The sequence below is a fragment of the Flavobacterium sp. LHD-80 genome (assembly GCF_030929605.1).
GTDB lineage: Bacteria > Bacteroidota > Bacteroidia > Flavobacteriales > Flavobacteriaceae > Flavobacterium.
In genome coordinates, this window is sequence record NZ_JAVFVS010000004.1 from 289,800 (window position 1) to 313,808 (window position 24,009).

Genomic DNA, 24,009 nt, shown 5'->3' on the forward strand with positions numbered 1-24,009 from the left:
GTGTGCCCTTGTGCCTTTGAAAAAATTGACAGAAAAGTTTATTTTTCTCGGTTAAATCGTAAAAAGAAAATCATTTTTATTCAGTTAATCGGTGGCAAAAAAACAACAATGATTTAGAGAATCTTTGGCAAAAATCAGAATTCGAAATTGTAAATTTACTTCGTAACTTTGCAGCTTAATGTTTTATCAGATGAAATATAAAATATCTCTTTTTTTACTTTTGATTTTTGTACTGCAATCCTGTCAGGATGAAAATGCAAAACGCCTTGCAGAACAAGAAAAAGTAGCCAAAAAGAATGAGAAAATCTTCAATAATATAAATAAAGCTTGGACTTTTATCGATGAGCCAATTAATGAGGCTGCAGAGAAGAATGCGAGTACATGGACAGAGTGGCGCGAATTCTTAAAAGAAATTGGCGACAAGCCTAGAAGAACAATCGGAGCATTTCAAAAAAAGTCAAAAGCAATTTCAAAAAAAGCATTGGCTTTAAACAATAATATTCCGGCCGAACTTAACCAGCCTGCAATCAAAAGCCGAATATCAATTTTGATTACAAAAATCAAAATGATGGAATTATTTATTAATCTGAGCACCGTTCCAGATGATAAAGTGGCTTTGTTAATTGGTGAAATCAATAAAGAAATTATTTCACTGGAAAGACAAATGGATAAAATTGTTGAGAAAGCCAAAATCCCGAAAGAACAGGGAGAAGAAGATTTCTTAAGAATGTTAGATACAACGCGTGCCATCCCGAATTCGGCACCGCCATTAGATAAAAATTTACCGAAAGTTGAGTAAAAACGCATTATATACAACGTACGACAATTTGCCAAAAGCGCAGCAGATTGCGGCAAGTCTGCTAGAAGGAAATCAGATAAAAATGAACCTTCACGGATTGCTGGGATCTGCCGTTTCATTTATAATTCGTTCTGTTTTCAAAAAAACCGAACTGCCTTTTTTGATTGTTTTAGACAATAAAGAAGAAGCGGCTTATTATTTAAATGATTTGGAGCAAATGATTGGCGAGCAGGATGTTTTGTTTTATCCGGCTTCATTTCGACGTCCGTACCAAATTGATGAAACCGATAACGCCAATGTTCTCCTTCGTGCTGAGGTTTTAAACCGAATTAATTCCCGAAAAAAACCAGCCGTAATTGTTACGTATCCCGAAGCACTTTTTGAAAAAGTAGTAACGAGAAGAGAACTAGATAAAAATACTTTAAAAGTCGCTTTGAATGATAAAATTTCGATTGATTTTATCAACGAAGTTTTGTTCGAATATGAATTCAAAAGAGTTGATTTTATTACTGAACCTGGAGAATTTTCGGTTCGTGGAGGAATTGTCGATGTTTTCTCTTTTTCAAATGATCATCCTTATAGAATTGAATTTTTCGGAAACGAAGTAGACAGCATCAGAACTTTTGATGTTGAAACGCAATTGTCTGTCGAAACGCATAAAAAAATCACGATTATCCCGAATGTCGAAAACAAACTTTTTCAGGAAAACCGTGAAAGTTTCTTAGATTATATTGCTGAGAAAACAGTTATTTTTATCCAAAATACCGAAGGACTTTTTAGTCAGTTGGACAAACAATTTGCAAGAGCAGAAGAAGCTTTTGAGAAATTGTCGAAAGAAATAAAACATGCCACGCCAGAACAATTATTCTTAAATCAGGCATCATTTATAAAAAGATCTTTGGATTTTTCGGTTGTAGAATTGGCTTCAAGACCCATTTTTAAAACCACTAAAAAGTTCGAATTTCATATTCAGCCTCAGCCATCTTTCAATAAACAATTTGATTTATTGCTGAATAATCTGAGTGAAAATCATTTTAATGGATATATAAATTACCTATTCTGTTCGAATGAAACACAGGCAAAACGTTTTCATGATATTTTTGAAAGCTTAGACGAAGCCAATTCAGAGAATATCCGCAAACAATATAACACAATTGTATTGCCTTTGTACCAAGGATTTATTGACGAAGAAAATCAGATTACGGCTTATACAGATCATCAGATTTTTGAGCGTTATCATAAATTCAACATCAAAAACGGCTATTCTAAAAAACAGAATATTACGCTTAAAGAATTAACCGCACTTTCTGTTGGCGATTATGTAACACATATTGATCACGGAATTGGAAAGTTTGGCGGTTTGCAGAAAATTCAAGTGGAAGGCAAAACACAAGAAGCCATAAAATTGGTTTATGCCGATAATGATATTGTATACGTAAGTATTCACTCGCTTCATAAAATTTCGAAATACAACGGAAAAGACGGAACGCCTCCAAAAATCTACAAACTAGGTTCGAACGCTTGGAAAGTTTTAAAACAAAAAACCAAAGCGCGTGTCAAACATATTGCATTCAATTTAATTCAGTTGTATGCAAAACGAAGATTAGAAAAAGGTTTTCAATTTGCACCTGATAGTTATTTGCAAAACGAATTAGAAAGTTCCTTTATTTATGAAGATACTCCAGATCAAACCAAATCGACCGCAGAAGTAAAAGCTGATATGGAAAGCGATCGCCCAATGGATCGTTTGGTTTGTGGCGACGTTGGTTTTGGAAAAACAGAAGTTGCGATTCGTGCAGCTTTTAAAGCAGTTGATAATAGTAAACAAGTTGCGGTTTTAGTTCCGACAACGATTCTGGCGTATCAGCATTATAGAACTTTTTCAGAACGTTTAAAAGATATGCCAGTTACAATTGGTTATTTAAACCGATTCAGAACCGCAAAACAAAAAACGCAAACCTTAAAAGATTTAGCCGAAGGAAAACTAGATATTGTTATTGGAACACATCAATTGGTAAACAAAAATGTAGTTTTTAAAGACTTAGGTTTATTGATTGTTGATGAGGAACAAAAGTTTGGCGTTAACGTAAAAGATAAATTAAAAACGATTGCTGCGAATGTTGATACGCTGACATTGACGGCAACGCCAATTCCGAGAACTTTGCAATTTTCTTTGATGGCGGCGCGCGATTTATCGGTAATTACAACGCCTCCGCCAAATAGATATCCTATTGAAACAAATGTTGTTGGTTTTAATGAAGAGATTATTCGCGACGCGATTTCGTATGAAATTCAAAGAAACGGACAGGTTTTCTTCATCAATAACCGAATCGAAAATATAAAAGAAGTGGCCGGAATGATTCAGCGTTTGGTTCCAAATGCGAGAGTCGGAATTGGTCACGGACAAATGGACGGTGCCAAACTTGAGGAATTGATGTTAGGTTTCATGAACGGAGATTTTGATGTTTTGGTAGCAACTACAATCATCGAAAGCGGTTTGGACGTTCCAAATGCCAACACGATTTTCATCAACAATGCCAATAATTTCGGATTATCAGATCTGCATCAAATGCGCGGTCGAGTAGGACGAAGCAATAAAAAAGCATTCTGTTATTTCATCTGTCCACCGTATTCTTCAATGACTGAAGATGCTAGAAAACGTATTCAGGCATTGGAACAATTCAGCGAATTAGGAAGTGGTTTCAATATTGCCATGAAAGATCTTGAAATTCGTGGTGCAGGAGATTTATTGGGAGGAGAACAAAGCGGTTTCATCAACGAAATTGGTTTTGATACGTATCAAAAAATCATGAACGAAGCGATTGAAGAATTGAAGGAAAACGAATTCAAAGATTTATATCCTGAAGAAAATGATATCGATACCAAAGAATATGTAAAAGACATTCAAATCGATGCTGATTTTGAATTATTATTCCCAGATGAGTACATCAATAATGTTTCAGAACGTTTGGTTTTATACAACGAATTAGGCGCGATAAAAGACGAAGCCGGATTACAAGAATTCGAAAAGAAACTGATTGACCGTTTTGGTCCGTTGCCAAAACAAGCTGTTTCGTTATTAAACAGTATCCGAATAAAATGGATAGCAACGAAAGTCGGAATTGAGAAATTAGTCTTGAAACAAGGCAAAATGATTGGTTATTTCGTTTCAGATCAACAATCTGATTATTACCAATCGGTGAAGTTTAGGAATGTTTTAAACTTTGTTCAGAAGCATAGCAATATCTGTAAAATGAAAGAAAAACAAACCGTTAATGGATTACGTTTATTATTGACTTTCGAAAATGTGAAGTCGATTAAACGTGCGTTGGAATTGATGGAGTTGTTTGAGGAAAAACAATAAAAAAAGCAAAAAGGCGCATGAAAATTCAGGCGCCTTTTTTATAGTTCTGAAAACTATTCTATTTTCAGATAATGTAAACCCTTACTTCCTGAAACAATTATCTTGTTTTTAGAGAAAGATATGTCATTCACTTTTGAGCCTGTTGGTAATTCTAATTCAAATTCCCAGTTTTTTCCAGAATCTTTTGTTACGAACAATTTATCTCCAGACTGGATGTACCATTGCGTTTCAGTTCTAAGAAACACCGCACTTACATCTGTTTTTATTACATTCCATGTTTTTAACATATCTGTAGATTCAACCAGTGTTTTATTTGTGCCAATTGAAAGAATACGGTTAATGTTCTGAAATTTATAATAAAAAGATTGGTTCAAAACGATATCAGAAATTGTGTCTTTTACTATCCAATCGCTGTATCCGGTTGCAGATTGCATTACAACATTTTTATATTTATTGTTGCCATATTTTTTAGAATCATTTATAATACCCAATTGATAAAATTTATCATCGGAAGTTGATTTACCAAAAGCCCCAACATTTAATCTAATTTGTTTGCCATTAACACCAGTACACCATACAGGAGGAGGATTTTTTATAACAGTTTTGCCATTGTCGCCGGTATAAATTTGGCTTCCTACGATGGTGTATAGAATAGAGCTTTTTCCATTTTGATAGCCAATATTCAGTCCATTTATTTCTTTAGTAAAAGCATTATCTGCTACAGTTTCATTAATAGTTTCAAAAGCATTATCTGTGTGGAGAACTCGATAAGTAGCTGTTATTACACCAGTTTTTTCATCAAACATTTTAAAATCTCCAAAGAAATTACCAATATTTAGTGAAGTTTGTGTGTACCCAGTTGCTTTAGCTTCTAGTTTTTTAGGAGAACCAGAGTCGATAAGCGAAAATATAGTTTTACTGTCGTCAAATACGGAAGATGAAGTAATTTCAGCAGTTCCTAACACATTTAGTGTATTCCATCCTTTTGCGATAGCAAAAAAGCTTAAAGGAGTACTTTCTACATTTTGAATTTGTATTCTTAAAGTATTAACACCATAAGCTACATTAGGACTTGATAATGTAATTTTATTGGTTGTAATTTCTTTAGCCGTTATTTCTATACCATTAAGAAAAATTTTAGTTGGATAATCTTTATTGACAAAGTTAGATCCATTAATTTCTAAATTTTCTCCATTAATAAGGAATTCTGAAGAAGTGCTTGTAATTGTAATTGGTAACGGAGCAGCTTTAACAGGAGTTTCGGTTTTTTTTTCACCGGATTCATCGCTAGAACACGAAACAAATAATCCTCCGACTAAGAGAATGGTGATTAAAAGTAATTTTCTTTTCATTATTTAGGAATTAGATTTTCTCCTGTAAAAAAATGAAATTATATGGAGTAATCTATACGGGAAACCTCATTTATAGCTTATTTTATATTTAAAAAATGGCGCACGAAAATTTCATGCGCCATTTTTACTTACTACTAACTAACCAAATCTTTATATTTTCTTCAATCCTTTTAATTCAGAATTGTTTCCTTCTTTAATACTGACTGCAACACCTCCACCCGGAGCTAGATATTGCTTCAATTTAGTTTTTGAGTTTACAATAACTTTTGTAACCGTATATTTTTGTGGATTTTCTTTCCAATTTGCTTCTTTAGCATCAGCATAAATTGTGGCGATGAAACTTTTTCCAGCTGGCAAATAATCAAAAGAAATGTTTGCTGTTCTTGCATTTTCATCTGTAATTCCGCCAATAAACCATTCGTTTTTACCCTTTGCTTTACGCGCAATCGTGATATAATCTCCTGGTTCAGCTTCTAAAATATAACTGTTATCCCAATCTACAGCCACATCTTTAATGAACTGAAAAGCGTCTGGAAAACGCTCGTAATTCCCCGGAATATCAGCCGCCATTTGCAAGGGACTGTACATGGTAACATAGTAAGCCAATTGTTTTACCAAGGTTGTATTAACGCGTTGTGAACTTCCAGTTCCGTAATATGAAAGATCAGTTTGGAAAATTCCTGGTGTATAATCCATTGGTCCGCCCATTAATCTTGTAAAAGGTAAAATAGTTGTATGATCTGGCGCTAAACCTCCCATCGATTCAAACTCTGTTCCGCGTGCAGATTCCTGAGCGATCCAGTTTGGGAACGTTCTATTTAAACCTGTTGGACGAACTGCTTCGTGGCTGTCAATCATGATTTTGTAATCAGCGGCACGTTTTGCTACGTTGATATAATGATTCACCATCCATTGTCCGTCGTGATGTTCGCCACGCGGAATAATTTTTCCAACATAACCGGTTTTTACAGCATCATAACCGTTGTCATTCATATACTGAAAAGCACGATCTAAACGTCTTTCGTAATTCGTTGCAGATCCCGAAGTTTCGTGATGCATGATGATTTTTACACCTTTTGAAGCGGCATATTCATGAACGGCTTTTACATCAAAATCGGGATAAGGAGTTACATAATCAAAAACTTCTTCTTTCCAGTTTCCAATCCAGTCTTCCCAGCCAATGTTCCAGCCTTCAATTAGGATTGCATCAAAACCATTTTTAGAAGCAAAATCAATATATTCTTTTGCTCTTTCTGTTGTAGCTCCATGTTTTCCGTTTGGAGTTAGTTTTGTGAAATCATCGGTCAGTTTTACATTATTTTCTTTTCCAAAAGCCCATGTACTTCTTCCAGCCACAAAATATTCCCACCAAATTCCGATGAATTTTACGGGTTTAATCCATGAAACATCTTTGTAACTTGTTGGTTCGTTAAGATTTAGAATTAGTTTTGAAGCCAAAATATCTGTCGCTTTATCGCTTACTACAATAGTTCGCCAAGGCGATTGCGCATCCGTCTGCATATAACCTTTTGCTCCAAGTGCGTCTGGAGCCAAATGACTTATCATTTTATTGTTTGCAGCATCAACTTCCAGATACATTGCCGGATAATTGATTAATCCAGCTTCGTGAATGTTGATGTATAAACCGTCATCAGATTTCATCATTGAAGGCGTCTGTACTGACAATTCTTTTATCGGACATTGCGCATTGATTTCAATCGTTGCTTTTTTCATCAACGAAGGAATTTCAGAAATTTTAGACGTTGTATAAGCATATTCATTTGTGTCATAATCTCCCGGAATCCAGAAAATTTTATGATTTCCAGCCAAATTAAATTCAGAGCGCTCTTCTTTAATTACAAAATAACTCAGATCGTTTTGTTTCGGAAATTCATATCTAAAACCTAATCCGTCATTGAATAAACGAAAACGGATTCTGATAAATCTATTGTTGTTTTTTGGCTGAGCCAAAGTGACAACCAATTCGTTATAATGATTTCGAATTGTTTTTTCTTCTCCTAAAACAGGATTCCAACTTTCATCAACAGAAGATTGTGCTGTATTTGTTACCGTAAAACCGTCCATAAACGAAGCCATATTTTGAAGTTCTAAACCTAAAGTACTCGGTTTAATAACTGCTTTCTGCTTGTATGATAATTGATATGATGGAACACCGCCTTCTTTTAATTCAAATTTTAAAGAAAGGTTTTTGTCTGGCGAAGTTATTTCTTGTGCTTGAAGCCAAAAGGTGTTTGCGAATACAAAAAATAAGAGCGCAGTTTTTTTGCCCCAATTAATTTGAAGCAGGATTTTTTTGGATTGAAAATTCATGTTATTTGGTTTTGTGCAAATCTAGTTCTATTAGAGGCTTTTTATTGCTTTTTGAGTATTAAATATTGATAAGCAGCTAAGTTTATTTCAGCTCCAATTGTTATTGGACTTCCTGTCAAGGCATCAACCCAACTTGTATTTGCTAATGCAGTTGAAGTTGTATATTTAACCGCTTTGTTTTTAACATTTGCTACGATTAAAACTTTGTCAGCAGTTGTTTCCATAGTAAATACAGTCGCATCATTGCTGCTGTATCCTGTAATTTTTCCTTTTCTGAGTGCTTCACTTGTATTTCTGAAAGCGATGATTTTTTTATATTCTTTCAGCATTTCAAAATCGGTGGTTGACCAATCAATTGCAATTTTATCAAAATAATCGATTCGTTTTGCATAACCAATTTCTTGCCCACCATAAATCATTGGTACAGATTTCATGCTTGAAGCAATCACAAAAGCTGCTAAAGATCCTTTTTTGCCTCCAAAAAGTTCCAGCGGAGTTCCATCAGAGAGATTCACGTCATGGTTTGTTATATAACGAACAATACGTTTTGAACTGTCTAATTGACCATATTCTTTAGAACTTTCAGTTTGCAAATACGAAGCAGGCTGCGCTTCTGAAAATACCTTTTTTAGAGCATCAAAATAAGAAAAACCAAAAGTATAATCGAAACCAGCATCATAATGATTGGCTCTTGTACCTTCTGCCATCATGATCATTTTTTGGTTTTTGATTTTACGAATTTCAGTAATAGCTTGAGACCAAAATGCCTGCGGAACAAAATCGGCAGCATCGCATCTGAAACCATCAATATTAGCATTATAAACCCAATATGACATTGCGTCTATCATGGCTTTTTTCATGTCATTGTTGGTGTAGTTTAATTGCGCTACATCTTGCCAGTTGGTTCCCGGCGGAATTATGATATTTCCGTTTGCATCTTTTTGGTACCAATCCGAATGTGCTGTAATCCATTGATTGTCCCATGAAGTGTGATTGGCAATCCAGTCTAAAATGACCGCCATGTTTTTACTGTGCGCTTCTGTAACCAAAGAGCGCAGGTCGTCAAGTGTTCCAAAAGTAGCATTAACGGCTTTGTAATCTTTTACAGAATAAGGAGAACCTAATTTACCAGCCATTTTTACCTGTCCAACAGGATAAATAGGCATTAAGTAAATTACATTCGCACCTAATTTCCGAATAGAATCAAGACGGTTTTGAACTCCTTTCAGATTTCCTTCCGGACTAAAAGAGCGGATATTTACTTGATAAATAACAGCATCTTCGTTTGCAGGAACTTTGTCAAAAGCAGTTCCGTATTGTTGATATCCCGTTCCAGGATCCGGTTTTGGATCAGTTTTAGGATTGTCATCGGATGAACTGCAGGAAATAAATGCCAAAGCAAACAGCAAAATAAAAACGATGTTGGTTTTAGACTTCATGATTTTAGAAATTAAATTTTTCAAGACTAGAATACAGTTTTTTAGAAGCATTTTTTAGATAACCTGCCTTTCGCTCAAAAAAGGCAGGTATCACTCAAACTAATCTAGCTTATATGAATATAGGTTAGATTATTTTTTAACTATAGTACAAGTTGCTGTTGCCGGATAACCTTTTGTTGCCGGATCAGTTTCTTCTATAGTGAACGTAACGTTGTAAGTTCCCGCTTCAGTAATTGTGTAAGCGCCTTGATCGTCACGATTAATTGTATTTGTTGTTGCATCTTTTGGTCCGTAATTAACGTCCCATTTATTGTTTAATCTGAATTTTAAAGCTCCCGGAACTAAATCGGCAGTCACTTTCCATGTTTTTGTTTTATGATCATAACTCATAGGAGTGCTGTTATCCCAACCTCCAGATTGAGCTGTACCAACAATTCCCCATGAATAAGGCGTTGCAGACCATTTCAAGGTGTTAAGATTTACTTTGATTTGGTATGAACCTGCACTCGGAAGAAATAAATTATCATCATCCATTCTAACTAAATCTTCATTAGTAGCACCTGCACCATAAAATTCAGCCCATGTTCTGGCAGTATTTAATTTGAAAGCTAGTGCAGTACCTTCAGCAGTCATATATCCTTGATAGATTCCTTTTTCAATTGCAGGTAAAGCTGCTGCAGTTTCAACGGCCCAACCTTGATAATCTCCGGGCATATAAATTTCGCCAAAAGCAATTGCTTTTTCATAAGGTGTAACCGTTAGTTCGACATTTTTAGAAAATACTTTTCTGTCCATTTGAGCTTCAACACGAACAACAAGTTTATTGGCTTTGCTAGGTTGCATTCCTAAATCTGTTGCAATTTTATTTAAGTCTCTTACAGAGAAAGATTTGGTTAAAACGTCCTGACCAACTTCTATACGAGTTGCTTTTAGCCAAGCATTTGCACCTGTAATATCTGAAGGAACATCAAATTGTACTGCATATGTAACCGGAGCTTCAATAGGAAAAGTAACAGCATCCCATGAAATGGTTATTGCATTTTTATCGGCATTATCTTCGAGTAAAACGATGGTAGTGCTAGGTGCAATTTTAATGTCTGCCGGAAAATTAACCTCTTTCAAGTAAGTCAATTCGGCATCATTATCGCAAGATACGCCCAAAAAAAGCAGGGAGCCAAGCGCAAATAATGTACTTATATATTTTTTCATATGTCTTTACTATTTGTTTTTTAAGAAATACGAAACCGTCATTTTTGATTTATAGCAATGACGATTTCATAATCATTATCTTTTTAATAACCTGGATTTTGTTTCAGACTTGGATTTGCATTCAAAGCAGAAGTTGGTATAGGATATATTTTTCTATAAGCTTCTGAAGTTTCTTTGAATTGTTTTGGCTGTAAAAATTTGTCAAAACGAATCATATCTTGTCTTCTGTGACCTTCCCAGTTCAATTCTAGACCTCTTTCCGTATAAATATCGTCAAGAGTTGGATTTCCTGCTAAAGCTGCAACACCCGCACGAGTTCTTACCTGATCTACAAAAGGTTTTGCAGCTCCAGCATTATTTAAGCGAACATTACATTCAGCAATCATTAAAAGCACGTCTGCGTATCTGTAAATAGGAAAATCGTTTGATGCACCTCCACCGTTTCTTGGCGTTACAGGGTAGAATTTCACATTACGAACACCTTCCTGAGCACCAGCACCAGGATTATCCAAAGAACTGATGTCAAGTGTGTAGTTAGTTCCTCCTGGCTGTTCACCAACTAAGAACTGCTTTTTACGAATATCACTGTCAGCATATTTTAGATAAAAATCTTTAGGAACAATAGTCCCATTCCATCCGCTGTAGCCAAATAAAGCCTGACAATGTGGACCAAATAAACTACGAACTGTAAAAATGTTACGAGAAACAATATCTACAGTAGTGTAGATAGATAGGATTGTTTCATCAGTAGGAAGTACGTCTCCAAATAAATCATAATACGTATTTCCAAGTGCGCTTGCAGCATTTGAATTTGCTGGATGCAAGCTAAATCCGCCTTCGTTTACTTTGTTACAAGCAGCTAAACATTCATTCCATTTTGCTTCGCCAGTGTAAACTTGAGCATTCAAATATACTTTTGCTAATAAAGTGTAACCTGCCCATTTATTGAATCTTCCGTAATAGTTCCCTCCTTTTTCTCCAGAAAGCAAGTCAACATTTTCAGTCAATTCTTTTACAATAAAATCATATACTTGTTTACGGCTAGCCTGCGGAATTTTGTCTACTGTAGTATTATTGTCTGTGTAGAAAGGAACGCTTCCATAATCATCCATTAATAAATAATAGAAAAAGGCACGCAAAACTTTAGCTTCGGCAATCTTTGAAGCATCAGCTTTTGCAGTTTCTAATTGAGAAACCGCAAGATTGGCATTAAAAATAGATTTGTAAAGCCAGTTCCAAGTATTGTTTACCATTAAATCTGTTGGCAACCATTTATGTGTATAAACACGAGCAAAATCCAATTGCCAGTCACCTGTATTTCTATGCGGAATAACCTGCTCATCTGCAGACATACAGTTTAAATCATACCAACCGTTATCTGCTCCAGCATAACCTACACCATTCCAGTTTCCGCCAACTTGTGCGTAAACACTTGCAAGTGCAACATCAGCACCTTCTGGGCTTCCGTAAAAGTCTTCTGCTGGATATTTGTCGTAAACATTCTCATCGACATTGGTGCAGCCAACAAGAGATAGGAAAGTTAAGGTTCCTAATAATACTATATTTTTGATTTTCATTTCTTTTTACTATTTAAATTTTACATTTAAACCTATAGCGACACTTCTTGTACGAGGATAAATTCCTTTATCTGACGCAAAATTATCTTCAGGTTTTCCACTTCCGCTTAAGGTTACCTCTGGGTCTATACCAGAATAGTCGGTAATAAGTAAAAGATTGTTTCCGGTAAGCGATAATCTAACAGATTCGATGTATTTAACATCTTTGAAACGAAAATTATATCCAGCAGTAACATTCTCTAAACGTAAAAAAGAACCATCTTCTAAATACATGTCAGAGGCATATGGAGAAGAATAAATTCCTTCTTCTACAGCACTTGCTAAAATGTTTGACTTACCAATGTTTTCAAGTCGGCTAATGTTAGCACGCACTTGATTGTAGATTTTGTTTCCTCCAGAACCTCTCCATAACATTGAAGCATCAAAATTTTTGTGAACAAATGTTGGGTTAAATGCATAAGTATATTTTGGTAAAGCAGATCCTCTAATAACTCTATCTGGACTTCTGTCACCTTGATCAATAATACCGTTTCCATCACGATCTTCAACAGTTTCAATACCTGCAGCATCTACGCCAGTGTGATGTAAAATATTGTAAGTTCCAACTGGTTGTCCTTTTATCAAGTAAGAATTTGAACCACTTGCCCCCCAAGCCACATAATCTGTATTTAAAGGAACTCCGTTGATGCTTCCACTTAAATTAAGTACTTCGTTTTTCATTAAAGAAACGTTTCCGGCTAAAGTCAGCGTAGTGTTTTCGTTTTTGATTACGTCATAGCCCAAAGCAACTTCTAAACCTTTGTTTCTAATGCTTCCTACGTTTGCTTTAATTTTATCATAAGGATAAGGAGGCTGAGGTACAGTATAATCAAATAATAAATCGTCAGTTGTAGAAGTATATACATCGATTGTTCCTCTCAATCTGCTATCTAATAGGGCGAAATCAAGACCAATGTTGGTTTGTTTTTTAGTTTCCCATTTCAAATCAGGATTGGCATTTTGTGTAGTGTTGAAATTGGTAATTTGTGAACCTCCAAAATAAGTAGTTCCTGATCCTCCAACTAATAACAATGAACCTTGTGGGTTAAGTCCTTGCTGATTACCCGTTTCTCCGTATCCAACACGTAATTTTAAGTCGCTAAACAGCGTTTGTTGTGACATGAAATTTTCTTTCGTAATTTGCCAAGCAACAGATGCAGACGGGAAGTAACCCCATTTGTTATTAGTTCCAAATACAGATGAACCATCTTTTCTAAGACTTGCTGTCAACATATAGCGATCCATGTAAGAGTAGTTGATACGATTTAAGAAAGAAACTAAAGTCCTGTCGTTTTTGTATGATTTCATGTCTCCAGGAAGTACTTTAGACATGTCTCCCAATTCAAGATTATTGTAAGTTGTCATGTCACTAATGAAACCGCGAACTTGTGCATAATCTCCTTGATAAACTTGTTTTTGCCATTCGTACAATGCTAAAACATTTATCGAGTGCGCTCCAAAAGTCTTTTTATAGTTAAGACTAATATCCATTAATCTTTCGTTTTGTCTGTCATTTTTAATGTTAGCAAAACCTTTTTCATCAATAGCTTTAGAAGATGTTGATTCTGCCGGCATGTAAAAACCAATTGTATTATTTGTTTTTCTCCAGCTTCCAAACCAGCTTGCCGTTAATCCGTCATATAAATCTAAATCAGCTTTTAAACTTGCAAATAAGTTGTCATATTGACCTTCATTTGTAACCGTTTCTGCAGCTGCATAAGGATTTAAATATTGAAAGATTGCAGGATCAGTAAAATAACTTCCATCAGTATTAAAAACAGGATCTGTTGGACGCATTAAATATGCATTTGTAATTAAGTTTGAAACCGTGTTTACACGACCAATACTTTGAATACTGCTATCTGTATAACTCGTTCCGTTGTTTAAGTTGTAAGTCAATTTTAATTTTCCATCAAGTCCAGTTTGAGTTGCTTGAACACGAGCAATATATTTTTTATTGTTTGAGTTAATTACGACTCCATCTTGCAAAATAGCACTGATAGACCCTCTGTAATTAAAGTTTTCTGCACCGCCACCAAATGCTAAAGTATGATTTTGAGTTACACCAGTTTTAGTTAAAATTCCATACCAATCTGTATCTGAACCATGATTTGCAGAAGCTGGAACACCTACTTTTTGAGCAGCTTCCCACCACTGATTTGAGTCTAGCATATCCAATTTTTTCGGAATAAAATCGATTGAAGCATTCCCGATATACTCGATAGTAGTTCTTCCTGCTTTACTTTTTTTTGTGGTAACAATAAGTACACCAGCAGCACCTCTTGAACCATAAATAGCAGTAGCTGATGCATCTTTCAAGATGTCAATATTTTCGATTTCTGTTGGTGGAATTTGGTTTAATAAATCCAAACCTCCTTGTATACCATCAACAACAACCAAAGGATCATTTCCTCCAAGTAATGACGAAATTCCACGAATACGAACACTTGGCCCTGAACCTGGTTCGCTACCAATTTGATTGATGTTTACACCCGCAGCTTTACCAGAAATTAATTGCAATGGATTTACAATTGCCCCCTGATTCATGTCTTTAGAAGTTATTGATGAAACCGCACCTGTTACATCTTTTTTAGATAAAGAACCATATCCAATTAAAACAACTTCCTGCAGATTTGTTGCATCTGGTTCAAGCTGAACAGTAATTGAACTTTGGTTTGCCGTTACTTTTTTGTCTTTGTAACCAACAAATGACACCACAATTACAGATTGATTACTTGCAACAGTAATCGAAAATTTTCCGTCAAAATCAGTAGCAACTCCGTTTTTTGTTCCTTCTTCATTTACAGAAGCACCCGGAAGCGGAATCCCTTTTTCGTCGGTGACAATTCCTGAAACGGTTTGTTTTTGAAATTCAATAATTTGTGTTTTAAGCTCCGGCTTTTTTAAGATAATCTGGGTATCACGAATTTTAAATTCGGTTGGAGTTCCTTTAAATAGCTTATCTAGAACAACATAAATCGATTGATCTTTTACATTTATTGAAATTGTTCGATCTAGATCGATATCATTCAGTTTGTAAATAAATCTGAAATCTGTTTTTTGTTCTATGGTCTCAATAACCTTCTCGATTGTTGAATTGTTTAATTCCAGCGTTACTTTTGTCTTTTGGGCATAAGTATTTGCTCTGATATTGAACATGGCGACCAAAATAAGTAGTGTAGTTAGTTTCAATTTTAGGTCATTTTGGAACACTCGGTATAAAAACCCAGTATTCTTTGATTTTTTTTTCATAATTTTGTTAATTGATTGTAGTTAATTCGTTATATTCAATCACTTAGTTAATCGGAAATTGTTCGCAGCTCTTTCCGATTTTTTTATTCCCGTAATTTAGTTCCTCATAAGTTTTTCGTTGGTTTTAGTGGTTATTTAATTAGTATTTGATTGTTTTTTATGGTGTAATTAATGCCGTGAATATCATTGAAGTAGCTCATAACATTTTCAATAGATTCTTCTTTAAAGCTAGCATTGAATTTTTCGTTGGCTAGTTTTTCATTTTTGTTTACAATTGTAACATTATAGCGTCTTTCCAGTTTTGTAATAATGTTTTTGAAAGCCATATTTCTAAACGTCAAACCGCCATTTATCCACGAAGTATAGATATCTGTGATTACAGGTTTAGTCGAAATTTTAGCATTTTCTTTATTGAAGCTTCCTTTAAATCCTGGTTTCAAAATGGTGTTTTTAAGGGCATCAAATTCTTCATTTGAATTGTACATTCCTACTGAACCTTCAACTAAAACAACATCGGTTAAAGCATCTTCTGGATAATTTGAAACGTTGAAATGCGTTCCTAAAACTCGAACATTTAAATTGTCAGCGTTTACGATAAACGGATGTTTTTTGTCTTTGGCAACTTCAAAAAAAGCTTCTCCATCAAGAAATACTTGTCTGTTTTCGCCGGCAATAAATTTTATAGGATATTTTAAAGTTGTTCCCGAGTTTAAGTGAACAAATGTTCCGTCAGATAATTGAAGGCGGAATTTTTTGCCATACGGAATTTTGATTGTATTGTAAACTAATTTTTCAGGATCTGAACTGTTTTCGTAAACTAATTTATCTCCGTTCTGATTTCCAACAATATTTCCGTTAGCATCTTTTACAATTGATGAGTTTTTTTCAGAAATTACCTGAATGTCACCATTTTCTAATTGCAGTACAATGTCATTGCTTTTGAAGTCGAATTCTTTTTCAGCTGATTTAGTTGAAAGGCTTTGCTTGTAGAAAAAGCCAATTCCTAATAAAACAACAACCGAAGCCGCAATCGAAATGTATTTTCTATAATTCGATTTTCTTGCTGGCATTTCAATTACAGATTCCTCTTTTTCTTCTTTCGAAGTAGATAAAATATTCATGAAAATATCATCAGCAGTTTGTTTGTCCATTTTTGGCATTTCATCCAAAAGATTTTGAACATCTTCTACCGTTGGAAAATCATCTGTAAGCTGATTTTTTTTATAATAGGCGATCACCTCGTTTGTTTCGTCGAGTGTACATTGGTTCAAAACAAACTTTTGTAAAAGGCCTTTTATTTCAGAATTTGAATTCATTACGAATTGTTTTTAAGTCGGGGTTCTGATATAATACAGCTCAATGAAAGTTGAGTACTACTCAAACGTTGTAAATTTTTAAATTTTAACAGTTTTGTAAAATGAAAAACACGGGAAGTACTGATTTTGTTGAGATTTTTTAGCTAATTTTTTTTGATTTTTTTTCAAAAATCGAAATGACAAGATTGGTGTAAGTTTTGAATTTACGGTTAAATACAAAAAAAAATCACTCCGAAAGAGTGATTTTAATGGTTTATGGTTTTTTGGTTTAGATAATCTCATCATGAACTTGAAAAAAGACTCGCATGGATTCCAGTGCTTTGCTCATTTGGTTCTTGACAGTGCTTATAGAGATGCCGAGTTCCTGACTTATTTCTTCGTAACTCATGCCTTTCTTTCTGGACATTTTAAAAATTTGCTTTCGCTTGGGGGGTAATTGTTTTATAGCTTGTTTGCGAAGTTTTTTGCAATCTTCTTCGCGAATCGAATAATCGCCATATTCATGAGATTTCTGACTCTCATAAAAAACAGCTTCTTTTAAAACCTTATCATTTGCGGCCTTATTTAGTGTATTGAAAGCCTGATTTCTCGCAATTGTAAAAATGAAAGCTTTAAACGACTGGTCCAAATTTAGGTTTTGGTGATGCAGCCAAACTTTCATAAAAACATCCTGAACATTTTCTTCGGCAGCTTCCTTCGACTTTAAAAGACTTATGCTGTAGCCATAGATATCTTGGTAATACAAATCAAAAAGAGCACGAAATGCTTTTTCGCTGCCATTTTTAAGTTCGCTTACCAATAATTTGTCGCTATGATCTTTGGCTTCCAACATTAAATTAATTAGTTTGTATTTAAATCTAATTATATTACGATACTATCAAAATAGATACTCTAATGTGTTGAGTGGTTAGCAAATATATAAAAATATTATTCGCATAAAAAAGTCAAAAATTACACTTATTTCTTTTTTTTCAAATTGTGCATCGTTTAAATGTCAATAAATAAAGAGGTAAAATGCTTTTTATCAAGTTAATAACTTTTTGGCAGAAATATTAAAAATTAACTATTGTGAATTTCTCTTTTTGAGAATATTCTTATTTTGATATAAATGAATTGAAGATTTTTCAATTCATAAAAATGAAAAAATCCTTCTGTGTTTTAATTAAAAAACTCAGAAGGATTTGTAGAAATTGAATATTAATAAGATTTAAAAATTAAATTTTATTTCATTAGTTTTTCAGGTCTTTGATTACTTTAAAAGCAACATCAACTTGATCTTCTCCAACTAAAATTGTAAATTCATTTGAAGTCGAAATTACTTCATTTATAATAATTCCTTCCCAAGCTAAACGTTGGAAAATGAAATAATAAATACCTGGAACTACAATATTTTCTTTAGGAAGTTTTACAGTAATTGAAGCTAAATTATCTAGTTTCTGAATTAGTTTTTCACGCATAAAGTGTTTTTCAACCAAATGATTAACGCTGCTGCTCACTACAATATTTGTTTCATTCACGCCACGAGATGAGGTATAAAAAATATCAGATAAAGCATTAATGTCAGAAATCAAATCGGCTTGTTTGTTTAAAACAGTTTCAGATGCTGCAAAAGTGTAATCTGTCAATTCAGAACGAACCGTAATTTCACCAATATTCTTGATTACTTTATTGATTTTGTGGTTTAATTTGAAATCTAATTCTTCAGTCAGCCTTTTAAGAGACATTACAACAGCACCTTGTTTTACCTCTTTTCCAAACTCACTTTCCAGCTCGGTCATAATGTTCCGAGAAAGAGAAGTTAGGTTGATAATCCCGAGCGATAATGCATTCAATAAAAATGGTTTTGTTTTAATGTAATTTTCGACGATTGATGAAACGGTTTTCATAATTTTTTTTCTTTTTTTTTGTAACTTAATTGTGTTGGTTTAGTTAATTTGATGTTATAAATCTTGACAAAGATAAATAAAAAAACAAAATGTTACAATTATAACAATAAAAAAATATGTTAAAAATGATAAAAAGCATCAGTAATATGCTCAATAGCAAATGTTTCCTCGGTTTTATGAATCGCAATTATGTCAAAACGAATATTTAGATCATCATTAAAATCCTTTTCCCTATCGTTTATGTAGGCATTTACTGCTTTAATCAGTAGCTGAATCTTTTTTTGCTTGACAAAATCTTGTGGAGAACCAAAATCTAAACTCGATCTTGTCTTAACTTCAACGATGGCTAGAATGGAATCTTTTTGTGCAATAATATCTATTTCGGCTTTTTGAAAAGTCCAGTTTCGATCTAAAATTTTATAGTCGTTTTGTTGAAGAAATTCTACCGCCAGTTCTTCTCCTTTTTTTCCTAGTTCATTATGTTCTGCCATAGTTTTGTTTCAAGTATCAAGTTTCAGGTTTCTCCCGATCCCGAAATTTCGGGACGGGATCAAGTTTTTTGCACGCAAAGACGCGAAGTCGCAAAGTTTTATTCTACTTTGCGACTTCGCGTCTTTGCGAGATTTTTATGTGGTATTATTTCCTTACTTCAAGGAAAATGGACATTTATTTTTGAAAAGTAACGATACTTCCAGATGCATTCACATCAATAGAAATTGTGTTTCCCATAATTAAAGCACGATTATCTTGAATGTGTCCTGCAGGAAAATTAAAAATAACCGGAATGTTGTATTTTTTAGTAACATCATCAATGATTTCTAGTGCATTTTTACCCCAAGGCACTTCATTATCCTTCATTTTAGTCATGCCACCAATAATGATTCCTTTTAGGTTTTCAATACAACCATTACGTCTTAAATTCATCATCATACGATCAATATGATACAGATATTCATCTAAATCTTCAATAAACAAGATTTTGTCTTTACAGTCAATTGCCGAAGGAGAACCTAACAAACTATATAAAATAGAAAGATTTCCGCCAACTAATTCACCAGTTGCTTTACCGAAACGGTTCATTTTATCAGGACCAATAGAGTAGGAAATAGGTTCGCCAAACAAACTCGATTTCATAGAACTAACCGCCGCAGGAGTCGCACGCGCAACTGTAATTGGCATAATACCATGAATTGATTTATAGCCCATTGTGTTTAAATGATTATGCAAAACGGTAACATCACTAAATCCAATGATCCATTTTGGATGCTGTTTGAATTTGGTAAAATCTAATAAATCTAACATTCTTACAGTTCCGTATCCGCCTTTAACACACCAAACAGCTTTGATATTAGGATTGTCTAATTGTTTTTGAAAATCGACAGCGCGCTGTTCATCTGTTCCAGCCAGCTGATGATAGTCAAGCCCAATAGTGCTTCCAACTACAGCTTCTAATCCCCAACTGTGTAGTAAATCAATAGTTGGTTTTAAGTTGTCATCGATATTTTTTCTAGCAGTTGCTAAAAGAGCTACAGTATCTCCTTTTTGTAAATAAGGCGGTGTAATCATGATTTGTTGAGATTGACAGTTGAATGTTTGTAAAGCAAAAGTAAGAAATGCGATTTTACAAAAGGTAAAACGTTTCTTGATAGTAAAGAGGTTGCTCATGGTTTTCTTTTGCTGTTTAATATTAGTCAGAAACAAATTTAAGTATTCATAGCAATAAAAGTATTGAATTTTCTTACAATTTGTTTAATTTGGGCATTTAATTTTTAAAGTTATGCAAATTATTAAATTTCATTTTTGTTTGGTTGCTTTTTTTGGAATTTATATTCTAAACGCTCAATCTAAAAAGTATGCTATTCATACTGTTGCTTTTTACAACTTCGAAAATCTTTTTGACATTATTGATGACCCAAATACAAATGATGATGAATGGACTCCCACAGGAGCACAGCATTGGACAAAAGAAAAGTATGAGCAAAAACTGAAAAATCTTTCCCGAGTTCTTTCTGAAATTGGAACTCCTGAAAATTCGACTGCACCAACTTTAATTGGCTGTTCTGAAATTGAAAACAGAGGCGTTCTGGAAGATTTAATAAAACAAGAAAAAATCGCCGGATATGATTACGGAATTATCCATTTTGATTCACCTGATCAGCGTGGAATTGACGTAGCGCTTTTGTATCAAAAAAAATATTTCAGACCGACTTCTTTTTCTAATATTCCATTATTAATTTATAAAAATAAATCTGTTCTTCAGGAAAATAACAATGAAGATTTAGGAGATGTCGAAGTCAAAATTGATATTAAAAACCGAGTTTTTACGAGAGATCAGCTTTTGGTAACGGGTTTTTTGGACGATGAAGAAATTCACATTATCGTTAATCACTGGCCTTCGAGATCTGGAGGGGAAAAAGCCAGCAGTCCGTACCGTGAAGCGGCTGGAAAATTAAACCGAAAAATAATTGATTCCTTACAGCAAATAAACCCAGATGCGAAAGTTATAACTATGGGAGATCTAAACGACGGACCTTTTAATAAAAGCGTAAAAATGGCATTGGGAGCAAAAGCAAAAAAGGCTGAAGTTCCTGAATTTGGCGTTTATAATCCATTTGAAGAAATGGCAGGAAGAGGAATGGGGACTCTCGCTTTCCGTGATTCCTGGGATATTTTTGACCAAATTATATTGACGAAATCTTTTATTGAACCCGATTTTGCAAGTTATGAATTTTGGAAAGCAGGGATTTTTAACAAGCCATATTTAATTCAGGCTTCAGGAAAGTACAAAGGATATCCGTTGCGAAATTCATTGACAGAAGCTGGATTTAGCGATCATTTTCCAGTTTATATTTATTTAATACGCGAATTAAAATGAGTCGCAGTTTTCAGTCTCAGTTTTCAGTTGAATACTGAGACTGCGACTGAAAACTTTTCGTTACCTTAGCTTTTCATAAAATCTAATAAAAATGGCTATAACAAAACCATTCAATCTAACAAAATGGATTGAAGATAACCGACACTTACTAAAACCGCCAGTTGGAAATAAAAATCTATATGTTGATTCAGGTGATTATATTGTAATGATTGTCGCCGGACCAAACGCACGAAAAGATTATCATTATAACGAAACCGAAGAGCTTTTTTATCAATTAGAAGGAAGTATAAAAGTTGTAATTCAGGAAGATGGCGAGCGCAAGGAAATGGAATTAAAAGCCGGAGATATGTATTTGCATCCTGCTAAAATTCCGCATTCTCCTGTTCGTTCCGAAGGTTCAATCGGATTGGTTATTGAGCGTAAACGTGCTGGAAAAGGCTATACTGATGGACTGCTTTGGCATTGTGACAATTGCAATCATAAACTTTACGAAGTGTATTTTGAATTGCATAATATAGAGAAAGACTTTCTTCCTCATTTCGAGCATTTTTACAATTCAGAAGAATTGAGAACTTGTGATAAATGCGGAACTGTAATGGAAACTGATCCTAGATTCACAGCTAAGAAATAATATTATTGAGTCGGAGTACAAATATCAAACCCGACAGGTTTTTTAAAGCTTGTCGGGTTTTTTTATGAATTTTCATTCAAATAATATATTTTGTGTTGTTTTTGATGTATATTTGTATCATAAATGATATAAAAACAATTCAATTATGATACAGGAAATTATTGCTTATAAAAATATCGTTAATGATATTGAAGATTTAATGAATAAGTCTCCATTTAAAAAAAGCTATATTATTGAGCAAATAGGTATTCCAAGCCCAACATTTTATCGTAAGTTAAAAACTCAAACTTTTTCCGCAGACGAAATGCTTTCAATAGCAAAAATACTTTCTCCAGAAGAAAATTTTAGACTAGAATTAAAAGCTGATATTGAACAGGCAAAAAGAGAATATGAAGAAGGGAATTTTATAACCCATGAAGAAATGTTGCTTGAGTTAAAAAGAAAAAAAATAATTTAAAGAGTTAAAATTGTCAGAGGCCTTTGGCGATTATCATAGAACCTAATTAAATGGATAAAATTATCATTGATTATATAATAAAGTGATATATGTTTCCATACCAATATTTCGTTACAAGTTAAATCATCTCTAAATTTTCCTAAATGCGGATTTTTTGAAATTAAGTCAATAGTAATAAGTGCCTCATTTACAAATTTTTCAGCTATTTCAATAGTGCGATAATGTATTAAATAATTTCGTGTGGAATTAAATGTATAATTAGATTGTGAAGACCAAACAATTTTCATTTTTAAAAATTTATTCGGCTAAAATATAAAAAATAACTTACAAAATAATATCTATAACTCAAACTTTTTCCCTTGTTCAGGATAAATAATCTTCAAGCCTAAATCATTCTGATTTTTTAACTGTTCCTTAATTTTAGCAATATTTTTAGCAGGCGGTTTCAAATGCGTAATAATAATTTTGAAGTTGTTCAAAGAACCTTTTCCAGCTAAATCTTCTAAAATGTGAAGTTCAGTCATTAAATGATTTGGAGTCAAATGACCAAATAAAAATTTGTCTGGTTGTTCATTAGGGAAAGAAACTTCAATAAAAATCCCTTTCAATTGTTTGCTTTGAACCAACGGCGCAATAGCAGTCCATAAAGCTTTCAATTTATCGCTTTTTTCAACAGAATCGGAGCCAGTGTCACCTAAATATAAAACATAAGAATCTTCACTTTTAACTAGAAAGGCAGTGCTTTCAAACGGATTGACATGGCTTAAAGGAAAAGCTTTAACCGTCATTTTTGTGTTTGAAATAGGAGTTTCTTCACCTAAATTCAAAGTTTGAAAATGATATTTTTTTAATGGAAAACCTACTCCTTTATCTCCAAAATTTGCCCAAGTTTGATCGTTGAAATAATGGTTTTCCATCATTTCCATACATTTTTCAGTAGCATAAACCGTTTTAGAAGAATCGGCAGGAGAGTTAATTATTAATCCTGAAACGTGATCTAAATGGGCATGCGAAATTAAATATCCTTTAATGTATTTTCGTAAAACTTCACTTGTTGAAACTTTGAAAACCTTATTTTCAATAGCTTTTTCGATTCCAGTATTTACTGTCCCAGCATCCAAACAAATAAAATCTTTAGTATTAGTTGGAGCTAGTAAATAAGCTGATAGATTTTTTTCGTCAATTCCCCCTTTTATTCCTAGCGGAACAACTTGAAAAGATGGCTTCTGTTCTTTTTGAGAAAATGCGTTAAAGGAAATTAATACAAAACAAAGTAAAAGGCGACTTAAATTGGTCATATTAGAAATATTTAGAAGTGCAAATTTCATCAAATAAATCCAATAAATAAGGCTTTAAAGCTGTTATTAGTATTAATTAATCTTAAATTTACTCTCGCTTAGGATTTTATTTTGAGTTTGAAATTAATTCGAAAAGAATATCTTTACATAAAAAAATATAACAATTTTAACTAAAAAAGTTACA

Annotated in this window: 17 protein-coding genes; 5 read left to right on the top strand and 12 right to left on the bottom strand. The window is 33.6% G+C overall.

Annotated features, from left to right (window positions below; genetic code table 11):
* Nucleotides 1–190 precede the first annotated feature (190 nt).
* Both RB619_RS05860 and mfd read left to right on the top strand, forming a co-directional pair.
* The gene (locus RB619_RS05860) at nt 191–799 is read left to right on the top strand and encodes a hypothetical protein (RefSeq protein ID WP_308095303.1); all 609 of its coding nucleotides are present in this window, start codon (nt 191–193) and stop codon (nt 797–799) included.
* The gene (mfd, locus tag RB619_RS05865; RefSeq protein ID WP_308095305.1) at nt 792–4,163 is read left to right on the top strand and encodes a transcription-repair coupling factor; all 3,372 of its coding nucleotides are present in this window, start codon (nt 792–794) and stop codon (nt 4,161–4,163) included. The genes RB619_RS05860 and mfd overlap by 8 nt, the downstream gene beginning before the upstream one ends.
* Before the next feature lie 53 nt (nt 4,164–4,216).
* On the opposite strand, the gene RB619_RS05870 is transcribed toward mfd, so the two are convergent.
* The 11 genes from RB619_RS05870 to RB619_RS05920 form a co-directional block, all read right to left on the bottom strand.
* Entirely contained in the window at nt 4,217–5,515 is a 1,299-nt protein-coding gene (locus RB619_RS05870) for an IPT/TIG domain-containing protein (protein WP_308095309.1), read from the bottom strand.
* 150 nt (nt 5,516–5,665) lie between these two features.
* Nucleotides 5,666–7,846, bottom strand: coding sequence for a glycoside hydrolase family 97 protein (locus tag RB619_RS05875; RefSeq protein WP_308095313.1), 2,181 nt, complete (start codon nt 7,844–7,846; stop codon nt 5,666–5,668).
* A gap of 41 nt (nt 7,847–7,887) precedes the next feature.
* Nucleotides 7,888–9,285 (bottom strand): alpha-amylase family glycosyl hydrolase, encoded by a 1,398-nt coding sequence (locus tag RB619_RS05880; protein ID WP_308095316.1) that lies wholly within the window; start codon nt 9,283–9,285, stop codon nt 7,888–7,890.
* A gap of 129 nt (nt 9,286–9,414) precedes the next feature.
* Nucleotides 9,415–10,494, bottom strand: coding sequence for a SusE domain-containing protein (locus RB619_RS05885; RefSeq protein ID WP_308095319.1), 1,080 nt, complete (start codon nt 10,492–10,494; stop codon nt 9,415–9,417).
* A gap of 83 nt (nt 10,495–10,577) precedes the next feature.
* On the bottom strand, nt 10,578–12,071 hold the full coding sequence (locus RB619_RS05890) for a RagB/SusD family nutrient uptake outer membrane protein (RefSeq protein ID WP_308095322.1): 1,494 nt from the start codon (nt 12,069–12,071) through the stop codon (nt 10,578–10,580).
* A 9-nt stretch (nt 12,072–12,080) separates the two neighbouring features.
* Nucleotides 12,081–15,302, bottom strand: coding sequence for a TonB-dependent receptor (locus RB619_RS05895; RefSeq protein ID WP_308095325.1), 3,222 nt, complete (start codon nt 15,300–15,302; stop codon nt 12,081–12,083).
* Nucleotides 15,303–15,493: 191 nt separating this feature from the next.
* Nucleotides 15,494–16,678: a FecR domain-containing protein gene (locus tag RB619_RS05900; RefSeq protein ID WP_308095327.1), complete on the bottom strand. Its 1,185-nt coding sequence runs from the start codon at nt 16,676–16,678 to the stop codon at nt 15,494–15,496.
* A 268-nt stretch (nt 16,679–16,946) separates the two neighbouring features.
* Nucleotides 16,947–17,510: an RNA polymerase sigma-70 factor gene (locus tag RB619_RS05905; RefSeq protein ID WP_308095330.1), complete on the bottom strand. Its 564-nt coding sequence runs from the start codon at nt 17,508–17,510 to the stop codon at nt 16,947–16,949.
* 397 nt (nt 17,511–17,907) lie between these two features.
* Nucleotides 17,908–18,564 (bottom strand): hypothetical protein, encoded by a 657-nt coding sequence (locus RB619_RS05910; RefSeq protein WP_008466087.1) that lies wholly within the window; start codon nt 18,562–18,564, stop codon nt 17,908–17,910.
* Nucleotides 18,565–18,683: 119 nt separating this feature from the next.
* On the bottom strand, nt 18,684–19,055 hold the full coding sequence (locus RB619_RS05915; RefSeq protein ID WP_133523535.1) for a YraN family protein: 372 nt from the start codon (nt 19,053–19,055) through the stop codon (nt 18,684–18,686).
* Between the two features lie 175 nt (nt 19,056–19,230).
* Complete coding sequence (locus tag RB619_RS05920; protein ID WP_308096168.1) at nt 19,231–20,130, bottom strand: LD-carboxypeptidase; 900 nt, start codon at nt 20,128–20,130, stop codon at nt 19,231–19,233.
* Between the two features lie 211 nt (nt 20,131–20,341).
* On the opposite strand from RB619_RS05920, the gene RB619_RS05925 reads away from it, so the two are divergent.
* From RB619_RS05925 to RB619_RS05935, 3 genes are all read left to right on the top strand, one after another.
* Nucleotides 20,342–21,439 carry an endonuclease/exonuclease/phosphatase family protein gene (locus RB619_RS05925; RefSeq protein ID WP_308095335.1) on the top strand — a complete coding sequence of 366 codons (1,098 nt, stop codon included), beginning with the start codon at nt 20,342–20,344 and terminating at the stop codon, nt 21,437–21,439.
* A 91-nt stretch (nt 21,440–21,530) separates the two neighbouring features.
* On the top strand, nt 21,531–22,070 hold the full coding sequence (locus RB619_RS05930) for a 3-hydroxyanthranilate 3,4-dioxygenase (protein ID WP_308095337.1): 540 nt from the start codon (nt 21,531–21,533) through the stop codon (nt 22,068–22,070).
* Between the two features lie 145 nt (nt 22,071–22,215).
* On the top strand, nt 22,216–22,527 hold the full coding sequence (locus RB619_RS05935) for a hypothetical protein (protein WP_308095339.1): 312 nt from the start codon (nt 22,216–22,218) through the stop codon (nt 22,525–22,527).
* A 338-nt stretch (nt 22,528–22,865) separates the two neighbouring features.
* Here RB619_RS05935 and RB619_RS05940 read toward each other — a convergent pair whose 3' ends face one another.
* Nucleotides 22,866–23,825, bottom strand: coding sequence for a 3',5'-cyclic-nucleotide phosphodiesterase (locus tag RB619_RS05940; protein ID WP_308095342.1), 960 nt, complete (start codon nt 23,823–23,825; stop codon nt 22,866–22,868).
* Nucleotides 23,826–24,009: the final 184 nt, after the last annotated feature.

Coding starts and splice junctions, on each gene's coding strand:
- RB619_RS05910 (WP_008466087.1), bottom strand. CDS start 18,564: ATGAAAACCGTTTCATCAATCGTCGAAAATTACATTAAAACAAAACCA.
- RB619_RS05890 (WP_308095322.1), bottom strand. CDS start 12,071: ATGAAAATCAAAAATATAGTATTATTAGGAACCTTAACTTTCCTATCT.
- RB619_RS05880 (WP_308095316.1), bottom strand. CDS start 9,285: ATGAAGTCTAAAACCAACATCGTTTTTATTTTGCTGTTTGCTTTGGCA.
- RB619_RS05900 (WP_308095327.1), bottom strand. CDS start 16,678: ATGAATTCAAATTCTGAAATAAAAGGCCTTTTACAAAAGTTTGTTTTG.
- RB619_RS05930 (WP_308095337.1), top strand. CDS start 21,531: ATGGCTATAACAAAACCATTCAATCTAACAAAATGGATTGAAGATAAC.
- RB619_RS05935 (WP_308095339.1), top strand. CDS start 22,216: ATGATACAGGAAATTATTGCTTATAAAAATATCGTTAATGATATTGAA.
- RB619_RS05940 (WP_308095342.1), bottom strand. CDS start 23,825: ATGACCAATTTAAGTCGCCTTTTACTTTGTTTTGTATTAATTTCCTTT.
- RB619_RS05925 (WP_308095335.1), top strand. CDS start 20,342: ATGCAAATTATTAAATTTCATTTTTGTTTGGTTGCTTTTTTTGGAATT.
- RB619_RS05885 (WP_308095319.1), bottom strand. CDS start 10,494: ATGAAAAAATATATAAGTACATTATTTGCGCTTGGCTCCCTGCTTTTT.
- RB619_RS05915 (WP_133523535.1), bottom strand. CDS start 19,055: ATGGCAGAACATAATGAACTAGGAAAAAAAGGAGAAGAACTGGCGGTA.
- RB619_RS05860 (WP_308095303.1), top strand. CDS start 191: ATGAAATATAAAATATCTCTTTTTTTACTTTTGATTTTTGTACTGCAA.
- RB619_RS05920 (WP_308096168.1), bottom strand. CDS start 20,130: ATGATTACACCGCCTTATTTACAAAAAGGAGATACTGTAGCTCTTTTA.
- RB619_RS05905 (WP_308095330.1), bottom strand. CDS start 17,510: ATGTTGGAAGCCAAAGATCATAGCGACAAATTATTGGTAAGCGAACTT.
- RB619_RS05870 (WP_308095309.1), bottom strand. CDS start 5,515: ATGAAAAGAAAATTACTTTTAATCACCATTCTCTTAGTCGGAGGATTA.
- RB619_RS05875 (WP_308095313.1), bottom strand. CDS start 7,846: ATGAATTTTCAATCCAAAAAAATCCTGCTTCAAATTAATTGGGGCAAA.